Genomic DNA, 20,898 nt, shown 5'->3' with positions numbered 1-20,898 from the left:
CCGCTATCAGTGAGGTAATGTGCTGATTAAGTATCAGCTATTTTTTCCGAATGCAGGACGGGTTGCCTCAAAAAGAAACCACGTGCGGCGTTCTGTCTCATCAATCCAGTTTTCAAGCAGGCTGGCTGATGCAATATCGCCGGCTTCATCACACAGTGCATGCACTTTTCTCATATGTGTGGTGAGTGCAAGATTGTCTTCGCGCAGCTCAGCCAGCATATCCTCAGGCGTAACGTAGAGGGCATCATTATCTGCAATTTTTGTACGGCGGCTGATCTCGCCGATTGAGTGCAGAGTTGTTTCTCCGATTTTGCGGGCGCGTTCAGCCAGAGGATCCGTCATTGCGAATATCTGGTCGCTCTGTTCATCGAGCAGGAGGTGGTAGTCACGAAACTGACGGCCACTCATGTGCCAGTGAAAATTTTTCGTCTTAATATAAAGTGCAAATGTGTCAGCCAGCAGGTCTCCCAGGCCGATACCAACTTCTTTAACAGCCTTAGCTGGCAGATCTGTCGGGGTGCCAAGATACTCTTTAACGTGAGCTGATTTAGCTTCTGAAGATGCTTTAGTCATGAATCCTGATCCTTACTGTACTATGTTGATGCACTGAAAATCATTCGTGACGCATATAATAATGTGTGAATAACAGGACTTAAAATAAAGAGGTATTTTCTATTTTATTTAAAAAAACATAAAATTGTTATTAAAAATCTTACTCAAAGCCGGGTGGGCGGCTGAGTAATTTATCCTGTGCCTGCGCCAGTGTAAGGCTGCCGGAAAGGAAGCTCGCAATAGTTTCAGTAATGGGCACATGCACATTATGGCGTCGGGCAATGCTGAGAAGAGCGCTGGCTGTAGTCACACCCTCGGCAACGCCAGGAAGTGTGGTAAGAGCTTCCTCTTTCTTGCTTCCCTGTCCAAGAGCCAGACCCATCCGGTAATTTCGTGAGGCCGGACTTGTGCAGGTGAGGAGCAGGTCTCCGATACCAGCCAGACCTGATAAGGTGGCCGGCTGTCCACCAAGTGCTGTCGCCAGGCGTCCGGTTTCGGCGAGCCCCCTGGTAATCAGAGCTGCCCGGGCATTTTCCCCCAGGCCAGCTCCCATGGTGGCACCTGCTGCAATAGCAATTACGTTTTTAGCTGCTCCGCCCAGTTGTACCCCTGTGCAGTCAGTGCTGGTGTATAGCCGAAACAAGGGTGATGAAATCAGTTCGGCAATATGTTGTGCTGTTTCATGCTGAGTAGCAGCAATAACAGCTGCGGCGGGCAGGCCTGCGGCAATTTCATGAGCAAAGTTTGGCCCTGAAAGAAAGGCACCTTTCAGGTCTGGTCTGACCCGCGCCAGAATTTCAAGTGGAAAGTCCAGAGTGGTTTGCTCAATGCCTTTGCAGCATAGCAGGACAGGTGCCTGAGGCAGAAGTGGCAAAACAGATGCAAGGTGCTGAACGGGGATAACAACAACGCTCAGGTCGGTTGTGACAGGGAATGTGTCAGAGACTGTGATGTCTGCTGGCAAGGGGTGGTCACGTAGTCGCGGCATGGCTCCCGAAGGCAGGCGGGCAGACGGGTTGCGTGCCCATAATCTTACATTTGCGCCGGTTTTATGAATATGCAGAGCAAGAGCGCATCCCCACGCACCGGCCCCAAAAACAGTAATATTTGTCATGACACGACTTTGCCAGAAAGTAATGAATCCGGCAAATAACCGAATTACAGTGCTGAGAGGAAAGTATCAGGCCGTAAGTGCTGTTGCCGGTGTTTCAGCACAGTTGCTCAGATGCGAAAACAATGCTGGTGTCTGGCTTTTTTTTACAAGAGCCTCACGCAGCATACATACGACACCAGGCACGCAGTTGCCGCATTTGGCTTTGCAGCCTCTGGCAGCATAGATATCGCGCGGATGTGTCGCACCATATTCAACAGCATGCTCGACATCTTTGTGCGTAAGAGAGTTGCAAGAGCAGATGATCATTGTGATCGTTCCGATTCCTGAAGAAACTTATTTTTTTATACACGAATGAGAATTATTCGCAATAAAATTTTTTCTGATGAATTTCAGTGAGATGAGGTTCTTATTGCGAGGCAGGTTTATAATGTAGAAAAATATGTATGATGAGAAATAGACGTGTTAATAATAATAAAATTTTTAATATTTTTTCAAAATTAAGCTCATTAAACAGGAGATATTTTTGTCTTTTAAAAAAATAAAAACGGCGATGACTGATTTTTTATTATTACTTTTTAAAAATGACGAAGCTGATGAGGGGCGTGAAGAGGGTAAGGTGAAAATCCGTGATATTCCCTCGCGGCATAACTATGAGGTCAAAGGCTTTCATCTGCGTATGCAGGGGGTACTGGCTTTTATTGTTGCGGCGCTGACCCTTTACACGTTTGGGCGTTTTTGCCTGTCATTACTGTGGGGCGGGATACTGGCCATCATTTGCTGGCCGGTTGCATCGCGGCTTATGCGCCGGTGGCCATCCTCCCATGGTCGTTCAGCCGTGGCTGCTGCATGTGTTGTTGGTGTCGTGCTTATTTTTGTCGTGCCCATGATTCTGCTTGTCTCCGTTTTAACAGACGAGGCGGGTAAGGGTATTGCCTGGGTTAAAGATATTATCCAGAACGGATTGCCGGAGCCTGTCTGGGTGGAGCGTTTGCCCTGGGGGGCTGCTGCTGCTCATGGGTGGTGGCAGCAAAATCTTGCATCACCTGAAGAGCTGCGTAACCTTTTTGGTCACCTGAAATTCGATCAGCTGATGAAACCAGCCGCGTCACTTGGGCATAGTTTCGTTAGTATACTCGTTATCATGGGTTTTGCCCTGCTTATTCAGTTTTTCTTTCTTCGTTCAGGCGATGAAGTCGCTGTGCGGTGTGAGCGGCTTGGCGTGCGGCTTTTTGGTGTGCGTGCCAGAATGGTCTGTTATTATATTGTCAGCGCTGTGCGCGGTACTATGGCAGGTCTTGTGCTTGTTGGTCTTGGCGAAGGGGCACTTATAAGTGTCGCATATTTTGTTGCGGGAGCACCTCAGCCGGTACTGCTTGGAGTTTTTACCGCTCTGGCTTCAATGATACCTATTGTCGGGTCAGTTGCTCTGCTGGTGTGCTGTCTGCTGATTGCTGTAAAGGGGAGCATGATTTCGGCAATTTGTGTTGCTGTGTATGGTTCTTTTATTCTTTTTATGGGGGATCATTTTGTCCGGCCTGTCCTGATAGGGGGCTCTGTGCGTCTGCCATTTGTATGGGTGCTGATGGGTATTCTGGGAGGGCTTGAAACCTGGGGTATTAAAGGGTTGTTTATTGGTCCGGTACTGACTGCGGTTGCATATTTTATATGGAGTGTAGCGTCAGGGGGCGGGCTGGCAAAAAAGAGTAAATCTGAACTATTGGCTGATTGAAACTGCACGGTGAGCTGGTCGGTTTTTTAACAGGCCAGTTTTTGGATTTATATAAAAATTTAAAGTTTTTATAATTATTTAGTAAAATTTATTTTTAATTTTTTCTTCGCTGCGTTGTTTGCTGTTTTTCTAAGGGAAGAAGTCCTTTACAGCCTGTATATGACATGCGACTGTGCCTGTCATATTGTTGGCGGTTAGATTAATCTGGCTGGACGGTTTTAACGCACGGATACTTTTATGGCAGCTTCTCAAGAGGAAAACGCAACTGTAGCGCAGGTATGGAACAATCAGCGCGTTCTGGTGTGTAGTGGCGGACGGTATGAGTCTCAGGCAAATGCTCAAATTCGTGAGTCTATTATGGACGGATGGGTTGAGTGTTTTGGTGAAGAAAATGTGACGGCTGTTCATATTAGTGGTGCAGCTGAGTCTATCGCATTTCTTAAGCCTACGATTGTTTTTGCTATTGGATCATATCTGCCTGAGAGTACTTATTTTGGTGAAGTATGTCGTGAGGCCAAAAAAATTGGTGCGACGACTGTTTTCTGGGCGACAGAAGATCCCTACGAGCAGGACGCTAATTATCGCGTAGCTGACGATTTTGACGTTATTTTCTCCTGTGACCGCTGGGGGCATAATTTTTATCAGCGTGACCGGGTTTTTCATCTGCCGCTCGCCGCGAGCCGCAAGCTGCATTATGCACCAGTCGTAAGTGAAGAGCAGCGTCACATTGATGTTCTTTTTTGTGGTGTCGCTTTTACCAGCCGTAAAGATATTGTCCGTAATCTTCTCCCGTCTCTGCGTCGTCTGAATATTCGTATCATCGGACCAGGCTGGAATGAGTTCGGTATTGGCTTCTCTGATGATCGTATTGATAAAAAACAGCTGGTTGAGCTTTATCAGCATTCGCGGATAGTGCTTAATCTTGGGCGTTCGCTGCACTTTGAAAATAAACGCTTCATGATTTCTCCCTCAACGCCGGGGCCCCGTACGTTTGAGGCAGCCGCAGCTGGTGCGTTTCAGATTTTTCATGAAGATACATATGAGCTTCGCCGGTATTACCCGGCCAGTGAAATTCCGTCCTTCTCGAATAAGCGGGATTTTGATCGTCTGATCAGTGAGTATCTTGCCGCACCGGAAAAACGCTTGCAGGCGACAAAACTGGCGCAGAAGAGAACCCTGGAGCAGCATACTTATGGTAATCGTATTCGTGAGGTTGTGAAAATTCTTGAGGATCTGAAGCTGATAGTGCTCTGATGAAGGCGGTCAGAGGGTTCGTAACTTAAAATCCGTCATATCTTTTGTCGTTTGTAACTGGTTGCTTTTTTGTAGTATTTTCGATGTGTCGGGTTATAAAGTTCGGATTTTGAAATGTCATTATTAAAGCTAAAGCGTAAAATAGACTGGGCCGCTTTTGATGGTGAGTGGTATAAGAAACAGTACCACTCGGTATTGTCTTTTTTCGAGTTATCTCAGGATGGCGAGATCGAAGAGTTTTATAAAACAAAAGGGAGAGACCTGAAGCACTCTCCCAATCCATTTTTTGATGAATCCTGGTATCTGCTACGTTATTCTGATGTGCGTGAGCTGGTTGCTTCAGGTGAGTATCATTCAGGTTTTGATCATTATGTCCGGGTGGGAAATCTTTCACACAGCCCGCACTGGTTGTTTGATGAAGAGTATTATCGTCGTCTCTACCTCGATGTTTCGCCCGAAACATTAAGAGAGAATAATATTCGTAATGGCTATGATCATTATTTAAATCAGGGGAGCCGTCAGCTTAATTCTCCCTCTGTGTTTTTTGATCCGTCATTGTTTATTTCAGAAAATCCTGATTTTAAAATTGATATTGAAGAGGGGCCATATATTGCGCTTTTGCGGTCTGTGCCTGAGCCGGCCGTGTATCAGAAGCGTATGTCCTGGTATTTTGACCCGGACTGGTATGTAAAAACATATCCGGATGTCTGCGAAGACGGGGTGTTATGGCAGGGACCTCTGCATCATTATCTTACTAATGATACCCCTTTGAAATATAATCCCAATCAGTATTTTTCTGAAGATTTTTATCTGAGCTGCTACGTTGATATTGCCGGTGCAGTGCAAAATGGCGGTTTCAGGAACGGCTACGAGCATTTTGCCAAATATGGGCAATATGAACTGCGCCAGCCTGAGCCTGAGCTGTCGTTGCGGGTTTATGCAGAAAATACCAAAGTTAAGACTGAAGTCGCTAAATATGCAAAGTCTAGTTTTTTTGTTTATTATGTGATGAACAATGGCATTATTGATCAGTCAGGTTACACTGAAGAAGAAATAGAGAGTATTTCTAAAGACGTGTACCAGCGTATGAGCCGCCTGCGGCTTCCGTTACTTTTGCGCTCAAAAATTGATTTTTCGTGTGAAAATCCTGAGGTCAGCGTTATTATCGTGGCTTATAATAATTTTGCCATGACTATGACAACGCTTGCGTCACTACGTGATAATTATGATGGGCGCATTCAGGTTATCCTGGTTGATTCTGGCTCCTCTGATGAGGTCAAGCATATCGAGCGCTATGTAAATGGGCTGGATATTATCAGAACTGTAGGCAATGTTGGTTTTCTGGCAGGCTGTAACGCAGCGCTGGATAAGGTTAAAGCAGACTATGTGCTATACCTCAATAATGATCTGGAGCTGATGCCTCTAGCGCTGGAAACAGCGCTGGCCCGATTTGTAAAAGAGCCTGAGGCTGGTGCGGTTGGTGCAAAGATCATTCGCACGAACGGTCTGTTACAGGAGGCCGGGTGTATCATCTGGCAAAGAGGTGCGGCATCGGGTTATCTTCGCGATCAGCTGCCTGATGTTCCTGAGGCGAATTATGTTCGTTCTGTTGATTTTTGCTCAGGCGCTTTCCTGCTTGTACGTACGAATATTCTTAAAGAGCTGGGTGGGTTTGATGCTGATTATGCCCCGGCTTATTTTGAAGATACCGATCTGTGTGTTCGTATTAATAAAATGGGTTTTGATGTCGTATATGACCCGGGCGTTACCGTTATACATTATGAGTATGGTACGTCGGGGTCCAGTGGCAGCAACCAGCTCATGCTCATTAATCAGCAGCGTTTTATCGAAAAAAACAGCGATTATATAGAGCAGCGTCTGCCGCGGCATGACGGGCAGCTTCTTTATGCGCGCTCAGCATATCCTTCGCTTAAGCGTGTGTTGTTTGTTGAAGATTATTTGCCTTTCCGGCATCTGGGTTCGGGTTTTACCCGTTCAAATGACATTATTACGGTATTAACGAATTGTCTGGGATGTCATGTTACTGTGTATCCGGTATTTAGAAATACCGGTGAGGGAGATGATGTCTATTCCGGGTTCCCAGATCGTGCAGAAATTATGTGGAATAAAGGGATAGATGATCTTACAGATTTTCTGAAAAGTCGTCCTGGTTATTATGATGCCATATGGGTTGCGCGTACTCATAATGCGGAGCGTGTTGCACCGGTTCTGGCTGATGTTGCCGGTGTTATGCCGGGCTGTAAGGTTATTCTCGACACAGAAGCTGTCGCCGCGGGGCGTGAGCAGCAAAAGGCGGCTCTGCGTGGTGAGCAGGCACAGCATAGTCTGGATGAAATGCTGAGGCAGGAGTTTCGTTCTGCAGGTGTTGCGCAGAAGTTTGTTGCGGTGAATGAACGCGATGCGGCGACCCTGCGCAGGCTGGGGATGCAGGATGTCACCGTTCTGGGGCATCTGCAGTCTCCTGATCGTTCTGCTCCTGGCTATGATGCGCGGAAGAATCTTTTGTTTGTAGGTGCTGTACACGACAAAGATTCTCCGAATTTAGATTCGCTTATCTGGTTTGTAACGCAGGTTCTGCCTTTGCTTGATGGCAGGTTGCCTGATGATGTGACATTTGATGTTTGTGGTTTTTGTGGCGCAGATATTGATCTTGCTGCGTTATTACCCCATCCGCGCGTAAGGGTGCTTGGTCGGGTTGATGCACTCGCACCAGTTTATAATGCACATCGTGTTTTTGTTGCACCAACACGTTTTGCAGGTGGTATACCCTATAAAATTCATGAGGCAGCAGCTCATGGCCTGCCAATTGTTGCGTCAGATATTTTGCGTGAGCAGGTTGGCTGGCAGGATGGCACTGATATGCTGGCCTGTGATCATATGAATGCGTCTTCGTTTGCAGAGGCTATTGTAAAGCTTTATACAACGTCAGATCTGTGGGGAGAAATACAGCATAATGCGCTTGAGCGTATCGCCCGGGAAAATCAGCCGCAGGCCTATATTAACGCTATTGAGAAAATAATAATGATGTGACTACGTTTGTAAGACATCATGGTGTGTAAATATGTTTTTTTTACTGTGAAGTAACCGGCAATGATCGTAGCGCGGTGAGTGACAGTAAAAAAGCGTGAGCAGGGGTCAAGAGGGACAGATGGCCGTTATTTATAATACGAACTATACAAACAATCCGAATGCTTATCTGACCCTTGCTGTGCAGCGGGCAGCAGTCGAGCTGCTGGGTAAAGAGCACGTCGTGGTTGCCGATAATCATAACCTCGGCGCACTGGCTGCGGCAGGTGAGCATGATACACTGCTCTGTATTGACGGGCAGCGTATCAATATGGCCCTTTTGCAACGTGTTCGGCCTGCCTTTAAGACTATGATTTTGTGGACGTTTGAAGATCCTTTTATGAAGGACTTCAATGTCGCCAATGCGGGTTTGTTTGATTATATTTTCACAAATGATCCGTCCTGTGCTGAGGCTTACGGGAATAAAGGGCATTATTTACCGCTGGCTGCTTCACGCTCGCTGCATGATCGTAAGATTAAAAAAGCTGATGAGCTTGAGTATGATATTTTCTTTGCGGGGACGATGTGGCCAAACCGCGTTAAAACTCTGCGTCATATTATCGCAGCGTTCCCTGATGCACGCCTGAAGCTGATTTGTCCAGGCAATGAGTACCTGCCACCTTTGTCATCCGACCTTGCAGAGCTCGCTATTCAGCGTTCTGTCAGTCACGAGGCTTTTGTCGATTTTGCCAATGTCAGTGCTGTGACTCTGACTATGTTCCGTGATTATGCCAGTCATGGTGACACCAGCCAGGCGACAGCTCCCGGGCCAAGATTTTATGAACTTGCTTTAGCTGGTACCGCTCAGGTTATTGAAGCGCCTGAAGCAATGGATAGTAAATATTTTGACGACGTTAAAGGTATTGCCCTGGCGCGTCATACTGGTGGTGTCATTGCGGCGATTGATGGTTTTCTTAATAACAGCACGTTACGTAACAGAGCGGCTCAGGCTGCTAAAAAATCTGTTATGGAAAAGCATCTTTATGAAAACCGTATCAATAAAATTATGGATGTAACCGGCGCTAATTTATATAAGCGTCCGGCAGCTGCTGTTATTGAAGCGAAGAAAGTGCGTCCTCTTCGTGTGCTGATGTGTACTCATTCGACCAAATATGAGGCAGCCTGGGGCGGTGTGGAAGTATACCAGGAAACATTGTGTACTTTGCTTGGGCGTGAGGTTGATTTTTATTACTGGCTCAGACGTGACGGATGCTGTCGCCTTCTGACGTCCAGTGGTGAAGAGGTTGAGCGCTTTGATGTGCCTGAGGTCGGCTGGACAGACGCCATGTGCGATGCTCCTGAGGAAGCAGCTTTTTCTAATGTTATCAGTCATTATAATTTTGACGTTGTGCATTTTCAGCATCTTGGTCACCATGCTCTGTCGCTGCCCATTATTGCAAAAGCCTGTGGTGCCGGCGTTGTTTTCTCTGCTCATGATTTCTGGCTGATTTCGTCGCGTTATAATTTACTCGACCAGAGCTTCATTTATGATGAAGAGCTTACAAAATCGGTTGTTGCTTACGATAATATTCTTAAAAATTCGTCGAATATTGAGTATGGCGGCGAGCAGACCCGACGTGCCTTTGTCGCGACTATGCTGCATTCTGTTGATTTGCTGCTGTTCGGAACCGAGCATTCTTACAATCTGGTCAGTGAAGTTTACCCGATTGTTAAAGAAAAAAAATGCGCTATTCTGGGTATCCCTTCACCACAGAGCACACTGCCTGTAACGCGCAAGAGTTATGCCCCTCTTGTGAATGGTAAACTGGGTGTCGCTATTGTTGGTAATTTTTTACGCACAAAAGGCGCCGATACGATCCTTAATCTGATCGCACTGGCTCACCCGGATCATTTCCATTTTCATATTTTTGGTGCTGTTCATCCTGAATATCAGCAGGTTCTGAATAGTATGATGGCGCCGAATGTTACAGTGCACGGCCAGTATTCGATGGGTAGCACAGATGCCCTGAAAGTGGCGGATGTTGCGCTTAACCTGAGTATATGGCCTGAGACTTACTGCATTTCGCTGTCAGAAGCATGGCAGAATGGCCTTATCCCTATCGTGACCGATATCGGTGCGCTTCATGATCGTGTTGAAAATGGCGTAAACGGTTTTAAAGTGCCTGTTAATAGTCCTTCCGTTGTTCTGGCCCGCCTTGAGCTTCTGCGTGCATCTGAGACACTTCGCCAGAAGATTATGAGCAATATTACGCCTGCGCTGTGGCCTGATGCAGAAAAATATGGTCGTGAGCTTTATAAAATTTATCAGGATGTTGCTCCGGTTCAGCGTCTTGGCTTCTCTGAAATGCAGATTGATGCAGGGCAGGTTCATTTACTGCCTCATGAGATCTGGCGTAAGCAGGCTCCGCCTCGTCATATCTTTGATCCGCCAACAATGCGTGATCTGAGTGTAGAGTTGCCTGAAGTTGTAACCGACTGGTTCGCTATTCAGGATGCAGAATATTATATTGATGATATCTGCCATCATGTTTTTGCTGAGAGTGAACTTTCTGACTTTGATAAGGCTTATGAATTTCATATTCGTGGCTGGCATATGGTCCCGCGTGTTACGACGACCGGTACACTGTATACTGTTCTTATCGGCAGCGAAGATCAGCCTGTTATTTTCATTCCCTGTGTCAGAGAGTCACGCCCTGACGTACTGACAATTTATCCTGATGCTCCTCGTCGTTCAGGTTTTGCAGGTCAGGTGGCTCTGCGTGGAAAGTGGTGTGAAGGTACGTTCCGTATTGGTCTGGTGAACGTAATTAATGGCCGCGGCAGCTTTGCTCTGACAGCTTTCCAGATTGAAGTTGAAGGTGCAAAAATTAACCGTATCATCCAGAGCCCATCATCTGTTGAACGTGTCATTGCTGACTTCCAGCGTATTTCTCATCAGGATAGTCTGCTGAGAGGCATCAAGCTCAAGCACCTGAATCACAGGCGTCCTCTTGAAATTACTCGTGCAAATGGCATCGAGTACTATATTGATGAATGCACGTCTCTTATCGGTAGTCCGGCTCCTGAAATTACAAAAAATAATTTCATTCTGAAGGGATGGGCGTTCCAGCATAATACCCGTGCTGCTGGTCAGATTTTTCTGGCCTGCATTTCGGAAGACAGTGAAAGCATGTTCTTTGTTGGAACGGAGCGTAGCCCCAGAAGTGATGTAGGCGGACTGTTTTCAGACTCACCGCTCTGCGCAGGATTTTCTGTAGAGATATCTTTTAAAACAGGTTTATCTCAGCACTTCAGTGGTAATTACCGCGTTTGCTTACTTAATGTTATCAATGATTCTGTAAGTATAGAGCCGCTTAATATTCTGCTGACTCTTGATAATAATATTTTGAAAAAAGTAAGTGATAGTGATTTGTCAGAGAAAGTGACAAATCACATTCATCATATTTTTGAAAGTCATTTACATGCAGAAGCAGCAGGCCTGAAACTGGTCTGAGCTGATTATTTCTCCACAGCCATGGTCTGTGGAGAAATATCTCCCCTGATTTTTGGGGTTATGACTTCAATATTTTAATAAAACAAAGCCAGGTGCACAAATGTCAGTCCCTGGCTTTATTTTTATGAAGTGAAAATTTTCTCAGCAGTTCTTACCAGGCTGGTTACGTTGCCAGGTCCCCGTTCAGGAGCTTCAAGCCGTGGGCCAAGCCGTGCTTTAAATACCATAGGTACTGGTGGAAGCTTATAGAACGGCCAGCCTTGTGAGAGGTATGGAGAGGCAGATTCAATAATAACCGGTTGAACAGGTTTGCCGGTGCGCTGCGCTATGATGGCAAAGCCCCCCTGAAATGTACCTGTTTTTTCACCAGGTTTAGAGCGCGTTCCTTCCGGGAATAGTAAAAGTTGCGCGCTTTCGTCGAATGAGCGTTGAATTTCAGGGAAAAGTTTATTTAACGGTTTAATTTCAAGGTAGCCTGCCGTGCGCAGTGTCATGCCCATGGCGTAGCGTTTCCATATAGAGCTTTTTGTCACTGCGATGGCATTGGGTAGTAAGGAGGCCAGAATCATACCATCCATGCGGGAGGGATGGTTGGAAATAATAATCAGGTCTTTTTCTTTTTTAATTTTTTCTATTTCATCGAAATCGCATGTAAAGAGCTTTGATTTAATGAGGTAGCGAACACCTGCGCCTGACATAATGGCCAGCCATTTACGCCCCAGACAGCGCCGGAATGGCGTGTCAGGCAAAAATAAATTAATCAAAAATGATCCGGCATCCATGATTATAAAAAGTAATCCGAATACGATCAGGGAAAGAAAAAATTTTATATGAATTAAAATGATATCTGCAAATTTCATGGTGAGCGGCCAAAATTATGTATTTATTAAAATTAACTTTTATACATAAATTTTTTGTAATGCAACCAGAGGAAAGTGACACGACACCATATGGGAGGGTTTTACGTTTTCTAAAGCAGGTGCTTTTTCGCGGCAGATGGCCTGTGCATAAGGGCAGCGAGGGTGAAAATGGCAGCCTGAAGGGCGTGAAACCGGGCTTGGAATATCCCCTGTAATGGCAGGTAGCCCTGTTTTTCCTTTTGTGGGGTGAGGGATCGCCTGTGTCAGCATGCTGGTGTAAGGGTGAGCCGGCGTGTGAAGAACGGTGTCTGTTTCACCTATTTCCACAATCGAGCCGAGATACATCACGGCAACACGCGTTGATATTTGTCTGACGACCGAGAGATCGTGAGAAATAAAAACATATGTCAGGCCGAGCTGGTCCTGCAGGTCTGCGAAAAGGTTAATAATCTGAGCCTGAACTGAGACATCAAGGGCTGAGACAGGTTCATCAGCAACAATTAACTGCGGTGAAAGAGTAAGGGCGCGGGCAATGTTAATACGCTGCTTTTGTCCGCCCGAAAATTCGTGAGGGTAGCGCTCAAGTGCAGAGCGGGGTAGCCCGACAAGATCAAGTAATTCTGTGAGGCGGGCAGTTATCATATCTGCCGTGCGTTTGCCGTTTATCGGGTCAGCATGCACACGCAGCGGTTCAGCCAGCAGGTCGCCAATACGGCGGCGTGGATTCAGGGAGGCTGATGAATCCTGAAAAACCATCTGAAGTCTCTGACGCAGAGGGCGTAATTTTCTTTCTGAAAGCCGGGTGATGTCCTGTCCATCAAATAAAATACTGCCAGATGATGCAGGCAGCAGGCGCAGCAGGCAGCGGCCAAGGGTTGATTTGCCGCATCCTGACTCGCCAACCAGCCCAAGCACTTCGCCCTGCCTGACCGAGAAGGAGATATCATCAACGGCTTTCAGCGTTTTTCTGCCTGGCAGCTGATATGTCTTGTGCAGGTGGCGCACTTCAAGAAGGGTTTTGGTTGTGTCTGGTGCAGGTATCGACATTTCTAGTGTTCCTGCTGGCCTGAAGTGGAGAAAAAGCATGCAGCCTGCTGACCATTTCCTGCAGGGGAGAGAGGTGGAATAGTCGAGCAGATTGTCTGTGCATCGTGGCAGCGTGGTGAGAAGGCACAGCCTGCGGGTCGCTCGTGCGGGGCGGGGGGTGTGCCTGCAATAGCGGGTAGTCTGTGGGGGCGTTCACCATAAAAAGGAGGAATGGAGTTAAGCAGAGCTGTTGTATAAGGGTGCCTGGGGTGAGCAAAAAGTGCTTCGGCCAGCCCTGTCTCGGCGATGCGTCCGGAATAGAGTACCATAACGGAATCACATGTTTCTGCCACGACGCCCATGTCATGCGTAATGAGCAGAACAGATGACCCGTGTGTGTCACGTAATGTGCTGATGAGTTCGAGTATCTGCGCCTGTACTGTGACATCAAGAGCTGTTGTTGGTTCGTCAGCAATCAGGAGTGTGGGGTTACACGATAAGGCCATGGCAATCACAGCCCGCTGGCGCAGCCCACCGGATAACTGATGGGGGTAACGGTTTGCTGTGCGTGTCGGGTCAGGCACGCCCATTTCGGCGAGGAGTTGCACGGTGCGTTCGCGGGCCTGTTTGCGAGAGAGGCGCTCATGCGCCATAATCTGCTCATCAATTTGCCAGCCCACAGTATAAACAGGGGTGAAGGCAGTCATTGGGTCCTGAAAAATCATGGCAATGTCACGCCCGCGAATGGCGCGCATTTTCCTGGCTGAGAGGCCAACCAGTTCCTGCCCCCTAAAGCGTACAGAGCCAGTAATTTTCAGTCCTGGCGTATCAAGTAGTCCCATAATGGCGGTAGCTGTAATGGATTTGCCAGAGCCTGATTCGCCAACCAGGCCGAGAATTTCGCGTTCTCTGAGCGTGAAGGAAATATGCTCAATGAGGGCTACAGAGCGCCCGTGTGAGGGAATGCTGACACACAGGTCTTTAACTTCCAGCAGGGGCTGAGATGTGGAGGGGGAAAAATTAACGGCCATCACGCACCCTGGGGTCAAGGAGAATATAAAGAATATCGACAACAGCATTGGCAAGAACGACAAAGGTGGCTGAATACATCACCGTTGCCATAATGAGGGGCAGGTCGAGGTTCGTCAGAGCCTGATATGTCAGGCGGCCCACACCAGGCAGACCAAACACGACTTCTGTCAGCAAGGCACCACCACCCAGCAGCTGTGCAAAATCAAGACCAAAGAGCGATACGTAAGTAATGGCTGAGGTGCGCAGACCATGAAAAATCAGGATGCGGGCTGGCGAAAGACCTTTGGCGCGTGCTGTGCGCATAAAATCTTCCTGTGCCAGAGCGACAAGGTCAGCCCGTAATATACGGCTGTAAATGCCAATAAACATAACGGCCAGCACACACCAGGGAATAACCAGAGCTTTAAACCATGCCAGGGGGTTTTGCGTCAGCGGCACATAACCTGGTCCGGGCACCCATGAGAACAGCCATGTGTCATGATAGCGGCTGAGTGAAATCAGGTTGGCAACCTGGCCCAGCCAGAAAACAGGCATAGAAATACCGACAAGGCCGAGCATTATCAGAGTGCGGTCAACCCAGCTTCCTTTCATGGCTGCGGCCAGTGTGCCCATTGCCACTGAGACGATAAGCCAGATGACAGCACTGCCACAGACCAGGGAGAGGGTAACAGGGGCTGCCTGAATAATTTCAGGTACAACCTGTTCACCACGATTAGCATAAGAGGTCAGATCCCGGGTGATGAAGAGTTTTTTCATCATGGTGGCGTACTGAAACGGCAGAGGGCGATCAAAGCCGTATTCATGTCGTACTTTTTCCATCGTCTGGGGGGAGGCATTGCGTCCTGCAATGCGTGCCGTCGGGTCAGCTCCGGGCGTTGCAAAAAAGACCAGAAATACCAGAACGGAAATACCAAACAGGACGATAAGCGTCTGCCCGACCCTGCGGAGAAAAGCTGAGAGCATAGAGTTTTCCTCCTTCAGCGCGAACGGCGCGTGGCGTTGCGAATGTCCAGGGCGTCTCGCAGGCCATCACCCAGAATGTTGAGGGCAAGAACAACAAAAACAATCGCAAGGCCCGGAGCAATGGCAACGACAGGGCGGGAGTAAATCAGTCCTTCCCCATCCTGAATCATGGTTCCCCATGAGGCAGCGGGAGCCTGTACACCAAGTGACAGGAAGGAGAGGGCGCTCTCAGCCAGTAAAGACAGCGCCATGAGGAGCGGGCCAAGCACAACCAGAGTGATCAGCACATTGGGCAGAATATCAAACAGGAGCACACGCCACTGAGGCACACCAAGGCAGCGTGCTGCTGTGACAAACTCAGCCTGTCGCAGCACCATAACCCGTCCGCGTACAGGACGTGCAGCATAAGGGACATAAACCAGTGCAATAATGATGATGGGAATAAGCAGGTTATCAGCTTCAATCGTAAAAGGGCCAATTTGCAGCCCGTGCCTGACCGTGATGATGGAGAGGGAAATAGCAAACAGATAAACCGGTACAGCCCACATAATATCCATCAGTCGTGACAAAATACTGTCAGTGATACCGCCAAAATAGCCGGCTGTGACACCCACGAGGGTGGACAAAAACAGACACAGAACAGCGGCACAGGCCGAAATCATCAGGGAGTTTCTGCCACCATACAGCAGGCGTGCAGCAATATCGCGGCCCTGGCTGTCCGCCCCCAGCAGATAAGCTGTGTGACCTGTTGGCCCAATAGGGCTGAGCCCCAGATGGAGCGGGTTATCATTAGGTTGCATGATATCCACCTCATGCCCGTTAAGGACAATACTGCCCGCAACGTTTGAGGCAAAGGCGTCAGTATGAGCTACATAGTGCGCATAAAGTGGTGCCAGAAGGCAGGCGAGCACCATGATGCACAAAACAGCAAGGGCTGTCATGCTGCCTTTATCAGCCAGAAGGGTGCGGGCGGCCTGTCGCCACAGGCTGACAGAGGGAGCCGGAGAAGCAGGAGTGTGAAGGTCAGTGGTCATTTGATCTGAAGCTGAGAGAGCAGAAGGTCATCATTAAGGGTGGCAATGGCATTATGAACGCGTTTTGCCAGCAGGGTTACGCGTCTGATCTGTACCAGTGGTACGGAGGGAGCCTGCGCCATCAGAGCACGGTCAGCCCTGGCCCATGAGGCATTGCTCGCGTCATAGTCTTTCAGTGCCAGCATGGCAGACTGATCCATGAGCGCATCAATGTCCGGGTTGCAATAAGCTGAGACATTGAGGGAGTTGTCTGAATGGGGGTGAATGGTGGCGCACGAATATAAAGTTTGCAAAAAGGACGAGGCAGAGGGGTAGTCAGCCTGCCAGCCTGTCAGGGCAACCTGCACACGGTTGTCACTATTCTGAATATAGGAAAACTGTACGGCCTGGGTCATGCTGCGTACTGAAGCGTCATATCCCAGTTGAGCCAGTGTATTACGCAGCTCTGTCGCCATAGCGCCGTAGCGCCCGTCAAGTGGTGCGACGATTGTGATTTTTTGCCCGGCTGTACCGCTTTCCCTCACAAGCTGACGTGCTTTTTCCAGGTCGGGTGCCTTCCATTCTGCCGCCGGGTGCTCTGGTGAAGCCCCCTTTGTGTAGGCACATGACGAGTCAAAGCCGGGTGCTCCGGAGGGGATGAGCTGGCATATTGGCGTAGCGACAGCAGGGCCACCGTGATAAATAACCATGGCGTGGCGGTTCACGGCATAATTGAGCGCCTGTCTGGCTTTCAGGTTGTCAAAGGGCGGTAGTGTGGTGTTAAGAGCAGCATAATAATAAAGAAGCTGGCTATATATTTGCACCTGGCCTGCAAAGTGGTCACCTGCCTCACCCAGCCGGTCAAGGGGAATGCTCTCATACATCCAGTCAAACTGACCATTTTCGACAGCCGTTAGCTCTGACTCCTGGTCAAGACCAAATGTGGCTTCAATAATATCAGGATAGCCGGCTGGCTGGGCATCATGCGCCCACTCATGAAAATAGGGGTTGCGCTCCATGCGCAGAAAACGTGTTGGGTCATACCCTGTGATACGATACGGCCCTGTACCCGGAGGGGCAGTGTTACCTGTGTCAGAGGCTGGTGTATCAGCGGGCAGAATGGCCGAATGCGACCAGGCCAGTCTGGGGAGGAATTCCGGGTCAGGTGTGTCGAGGTGGAAGGTTACTGTGCGGCTGGCGGGGTCTGTTGTTATCCCTTCTTTCAGCGTGCAGTGCGCGGGGTCAGCAAGGCATTCTTTTGCCCCCTTAAGGTGGCTGTAATACGGACCAGCTGTCGGACTGCCGGCTTTAAAAATACGGCGGAAAGACGCTGCAACATCTTCAGTATTCAGTTCATGCCCGTTAGAAAACCGGATACCTTTGCGCAGGGTAATACGATATGTCAGCCCGCCATCTTCAGGTTGTGGTACGTTTTCCGCCAGGCTGGCGATTACGGGCACTGCCTGTGCACCCGCAAATTTTGGGTAGGCAAGGAGTGTATCATAAACAGGGGTTTCGAATTGCCGCGTCAGTGCCATATAGGAGATCTGAGGGTCGAGCGTGCCGCCTGAACTCTGGGCCACCATACGCAGTGTGCCCCCTGAATGTGGCAGGGGAGGTGTTTGTGAGTCGTTTTGTGCCATAGCAACGGCAGGAGACAGAATAACCACGCTGACTGACAGTGTCTGTGCGATAACAGCGAGAGTGGATGCACGCAGGAAATTCATGCGAGCGGCAAAAGTAAGGCATCTCAGCACCTGATGTCATACTCCGGTCTGGCTGTTAAAAGAGGGGGCCTGGATTATAATTTCCGTTTTTAAAACGAAAAGAAAGTAATAAACGAAGGAAAAGGATATTTTTCCGCAAAATGTCTGATTTTTCAGTGTGTAATGTTGACCTCTCATTAACGCATAGATAGTTTGCAACGATTTTTTTCAAAAATAAGCTTTCAGAAGAAGAGTTTTTCTATGCTGAAAAGCTTTATGACGAGAGAACAGACCTGAAAGTATTTGGACATGAATTGTCATAACCGCAAAGAATTCATGAGTGCTTTATCCTTTCTTTCAGAAAAGATCAGAGTGTTATCACGTGTGACGTCTGTTTTTTTTGTTTTGTGTCTGACGATGATGGTGCCAGTACATGTGGCCCTGGCGGCTCAGAGCAACACAGTGCAGACAGACCACACGGTTGCAACGCTCATTACCGCGTCAGATGCAGCAGACGAGCAGAGCCCCCTGCATGTTGCACTACGCCTGCAGCTCAGCCCGGGCTGGCATACATACTGGCTTAACCCCGGTGATGCCGGTGAGGCCGTTACGACAGAGGTTACAGCTCAGGGAGCGTTGCAGGGTAAGACCAGTACTATTATCTGGCCTGTGCCCCTGCGTATTCCCGATTCCTCCCTGATGTCGTATGCTTATACCGGCGATGTTGTGCTGCCTTTATCGCTGACTCTCCGTAAAGGAGACGCAGTTCAGAACCGGGTCGAGGTAAAGGCCCATGCGGACTGGCTGGTCTGTGCCAGTCTGTGTGTGCCCGAAAGCGGAGATTTTACACTTACGCTGCCGGTTGGTACCCCCGCACCTTCAGCGCAGGCACCTTTGTTTGAAGCCGCTGCACAAAATACCCCTGTTCCATCACCGTTTACTGCGACAATGACCCCGCAGGGATTGCTCAAAATCAGTGGTGGTCAGTTTTCAGAAAGATCGGTGAAAGAGGCCTGGTTCATGCCTGATCAGCCTGGCCTTATTAACCAGCCTGCTGAGCAGAAACTGAGAGTTGAAAATGGAGATGTGCTTCTTCAGCTCACGCTGCTGCCAGAGTTTAAGGGGCATCGTTCATTATCTGGCGTGCTTGTTCTTAAAGATGCTGATGGTGCGCAGCGTGCCCTGACACAGGCAATAACGGTAAGTGAGGCCCCTGCAGTCACGCCCTCTGCAGTAGCAGCGCATACTGGCCTGCTGAAGGAAATCGCTTTTGCGCTGCTGGGTGGGTTGATTCTTAACCTTATGCCCTGTGTTTTTCCTGTGCTCGCGATGAAGGCCCTGTCAGTTGCAAAAATGGGGCATGGTCAGCGTCATGCACAAATTGGCAGCGCAGCCTGTTATGCCGCTGGTGTGATGGTAAGCTTCCTGGCACTGGGCGGGCTGATTATGAGCCTGCGTGTAGCCGGGAGTGCCGCTGGCTGGGGCTTTCAGTTCCAGTCAACGGTGTTTGTCACGGCTATGACATGGCTTTTGTTTGTTATGTCTCTTAATCTGCTTGGTGTCTTTGAGTTTATGCCGGTTTCAGCAGGGAGCGGTCTAAACGCACACAAACATGGTTATATGCATGATGTACTGACCGGCGTTCTGGCAACGGTGGTGGCATCTCCCTGCACCGCACCATTTATGGGCGTGGCTATAGCCGGTGCGCTTTCTGGTCCGCCTCTGGCGGGGCTGAGTGTGTTTGCGGCTATGGGGCTTGGGCTGGCAGCTCCATATCTGCTGCTTGTCCTGGTACCTGGTCTCGCCTCGAAAATGCCAAAACCAGGGCCGTGGATGCAGTATCTGCGTCAGTTCCTGGCTTTTCCTCTTCTGGCAACCTGCGTCTGGCTGGTCTGGGTGGCTACGCTACAGGGCGGGGCGCAGAGTGTGCTCATGCTGGCGAGCGGGCTGGTGATGCTGGCATTTTCAGCATGGTTGTATGGCGTTGCCCAGGTACGTTTTATACAGCGTGGTATGACACACGGGCTTTATGGCGTGTATGGCCTGGCGATAGTGGTGTTTGTCGGGGCACTCAGCCTTTTGCCCATACTGGCCCAGAGCAATGGCAATGTATCGCAGGCCCGTGCATCCGGCCTGCCAGAGGGTGTTGAAGCCTTTACTCAGGCCCGTTTTGACGAACTTAAAGCTCAGGGTAAGCCAGTGTTTGTTGATATGTCAGCAGCCTGGTGCATTACCTGTCTGGTGAATGAGCGCATAGCGCTTGATATTCCGGCAACCAGAGCGGCTTTTGCAAAATATGGTGTGACAGTACTGCGCGGTGACTGGACTAACCATAATCCGGCGATCAGTGCGTTTCTGAGCGCGCACGGGCGTGATGGTGTGCCACTTTATGTATACAGCCCGGCGCATGGGCCTGAGGTGACACTGCCTCAGATTCTTACGCCGGCACTGATTTTAAAAACGCTGGAGCAGTAAGCCGAAAGGCTTACTGTTTTACGTCCGGATGCATAATTTGTTCGAGACGTGCCTGCATTGCCCCGGCATCCAGCGTGGCGTCAATGCTGCCTTTATAGTGGGCATCCGGGTCCATGACGACGAAGGAGGGGGACATCTTCATGGTGTAGCCCCATTCGGGGTCTGATACTTTTTCGACAGGAGCATGATATTCGCGGGCAAGCTCAGCCAGAGCTTCAGGTGAAGCTGTGCCCGCTACAACACGTGTGCCCATATCATCAGTATACTGATGCAGGCGTGGGGCATTGTCGCGCTGCGGGTCGAGGCTGACAAAAATAATCGAGGCATTGCGCCGGTAAGGGTCAACCTTGTTCAGGGCCTCTGACATGTTGCGCAGGGCGGTCTCGCAGGCGTCCTGTGTGCAGTGAGTTGCGCCAAAAAGCACGACCATCCAGCGACCACGAAACATCAGGTCAGTCATTGAGCCGGTTGAGGCGTCCATCAGGCGAAAAGAGCCGCCCACCTCATTGCCATAATTGTTGAGTTTGACGCCATGCTGCATGGCAAGAAAAGTACCTGCCCCTGTGGCAATGCCAGCCGCGAGCAGGACAGTAAGGGTGACGGTGAGTACACGTTTATCTTTAGGGGTCATGG

15 protein-coding genes are annotated in these 20,898 nt (G+C 49.2%); 5 read left to right on the top strand and 10 right to left on the bottom strand.

The genetic code is table 11. The annotated features are described in order from the left end of the window. Positions 1-33: 33 nt before the first annotated feature. From HK25_RS04870 to HK25_RS04860, 3 genes are all read right to left on the bottom strand, one after another. Positions 34-573 (bottom strand): Dps family protein, encoded by a 540-nt coding sequence (locus HK25_RS04870; protein ID WP_086553622.1) that lies wholly within the window; start codon positions 571-573, stop codon positions 34-36. A 139-nt stretch (positions 574-712) separates the two neighbouring features. Then, positions 713-1,666: an NAD(P)H-dependent glycerol-3-phosphate dehydrogenase gene (locus HK25_RS04865; RefSeq protein WP_086635495.1), complete on the bottom strand. Its 954-nt coding sequence runs from the start codon at positions 1,664-1,666 to the stop codon at positions 713-715. 66 nt (positions 1,667-1,732) lie between these two features. After that, the gene (locus HK25_RS04860; protein WP_086635494.1) at positions 1,733-1,972 is read right to left on the bottom strand and encodes a bacterioferritin-associated ferredoxin; all 240 of its coding nucleotides are present in this window, start codon (positions 1,970-1,972) and stop codon (positions 1,733-1,735) included. Positions 1,973-2,189: 217 nt separating this feature from the next. On the opposite strand from HK25_RS04860, the gene HK25_RS04855 reads away from it, so the two are divergent. From HK25_RS04855 to HK25_RS04840, 4 genes are all read left to right on the top strand, one after another. Then, positions 2,190-3,395 (top strand): AI-2E family transporter, encoded by a 1,206-nt coding sequence (locus tag HK25_RS04855; RefSeq protein WP_233127702.1) that lies wholly within the window; start codon positions 2,190-2,192, stop codon positions 3,393-3,395. Between the two features lie 237 nt (positions 3,396-3,632). After that, the gene (locus HK25_RS04850) at positions 3,633-4,649 is read left to right on the top strand and encodes a glycosyltransferase (RefSeq protein WP_086553625.1); all 1,017 of its coding nucleotides are present in this window, start codon (positions 3,633-3,635) and stop codon (positions 4,647-4,649) included. Positions 4,650-4,763: 114 nt separating this feature from the next. Beyond that, complete coding sequence (locus tag HK25_RS04845; RefSeq protein ID WP_086635493.1) at positions 4,764-7,700, top strand: glycosyltransferase; 2,937 nt, start codon at positions 4,764-4,766, stop codon at positions 7,698-7,700. Between the two features lie 118 nt (positions 7,701-7,818). After that, a complete protein-coding gene (locus HK25_RS04840; protein ID WP_086635492.1) occupies positions 7,819-11,190 on the top strand; it encodes a glycosyltransferase in 3,372 nt (1,123 codons plus the stop codon). A gap of 122 nt (positions 11,191-11,312) precedes the next feature. Here the strand turns inward: HK25_RS04840 and HK25_RS04835 are convergent, their stop codons facing one another. From HK25_RS04835 to HK25_RS04810, 6 genes are read right to left on the bottom strand one after another with little or no spacing between them, the layout of a single operon-like run. Next, on the bottom strand, positions 11,313-12,050 hold the full coding sequence (locus HK25_RS04835; protein WP_086635491.1) for a 1-acyl-sn-glycerol-3-phosphate acyltransferase: 738 nt from the start codon (positions 12,048-12,050) through the stop codon (positions 11,313-11,315). Between the two features lie 39 nt (positions 12,051-12,089). Then, positions 12,090-13,091, bottom strand: coding sequence for an ABC transporter ATP-binding protein (locus HK25_RS04830; RefSeq protein ID WP_369824730.1), 1,002 nt, complete (start codon positions 13,089-13,091; stop codon positions 12,090-12,092). A gap of 8 nt (positions 13,092-13,099) precedes the next feature. Next, positions 13,100-14,107 (bottom strand): ABC transporter ATP-binding protein, encoded by a 1,008-nt coding sequence (locus tag HK25_RS04825; protein WP_086635489.1) that lies wholly within the window; start codon positions 14,105-14,107, stop codon positions 13,100-13,102. Further along, positions 14,097-15,071 carry an ABC transporter permease gene (locus HK25_RS04820; protein ID WP_086635488.1) on the bottom strand — a complete coding sequence of 325 codons (975 nt, stop codon included), beginning with the start codon at positions 15,069-15,071 and terminating at the stop codon, positions 14,097-14,099. Before HK25_RS04820 ends, HK25_RS04825 begins: the two co-directional genes overlap by 11 nt. 14 nt (positions 15,072-15,085) lie before the next feature. Further along, positions 15,086-16,105: an ABC transporter permease gene (locus HK25_RS04815; protein ID WP_086553632.1), complete on the bottom strand. Its 1,020-nt coding sequence runs from the start codon at positions 16,103-16,105 to the stop codon at positions 15,086-15,088. Next, positions 16,102-17,727, bottom strand: a complete 1,626-nt coding sequence (locus HK25_RS04810; protein ID WP_086635519.1) for an ABC transporter substrate-binding protein — start codon at positions 17,725-17,727, stop codon at positions 16,102-16,104. Before HK25_RS04810 ends, HK25_RS04815 begins: the two co-directional genes overlap by 4 nt. Before the next feature lie 399 nt (positions 17,728-18,126). Between HK25_RS04810 and HK25_RS04805 the strand changes: the two genes are divergently transcribed. Further along, a complete protein-coding gene (locus tag HK25_RS04805) occupies positions 18,127-20,265 on the top strand; it encodes a protein-disulfide reductase DsbD (protein WP_233127700.1) in 2,139 nt (712 codons plus the stop codon). Positions 20,266-20,275: 10 nt separating this feature from the next. Here HK25_RS04805 and HK25_RS04800 read toward each other — a convergent pair whose 3' ends face one another. Further along, positions 20,276-20,896 (bottom strand): SCO family protein, encoded by a 621-nt coding sequence (locus HK25_RS04800; protein WP_086553633.1) that lies wholly within the window; start codon positions 20,894-20,896, stop codon positions 20,276-20,278. Between the last annotated feature and the right edge of the window lie 2 nt (positions 20,897-20,898).

Origin of the sequence: Acetobacter sp. DsW_059, assembly GCF_002153695.1 — a bacterium.
GTDB classification, from domain to species: domain Bacteria; phylum Pseudomonadota; class Alphaproteobacteria; order Acetobacterales; family Acetobacteraceae; genus Acetobacter; species Acetobacter thailandicus.
Note: the sequence above shows the minus strand (reverse complement) of the source record. Positions and strands in the feature narration are given on the sequence as shown.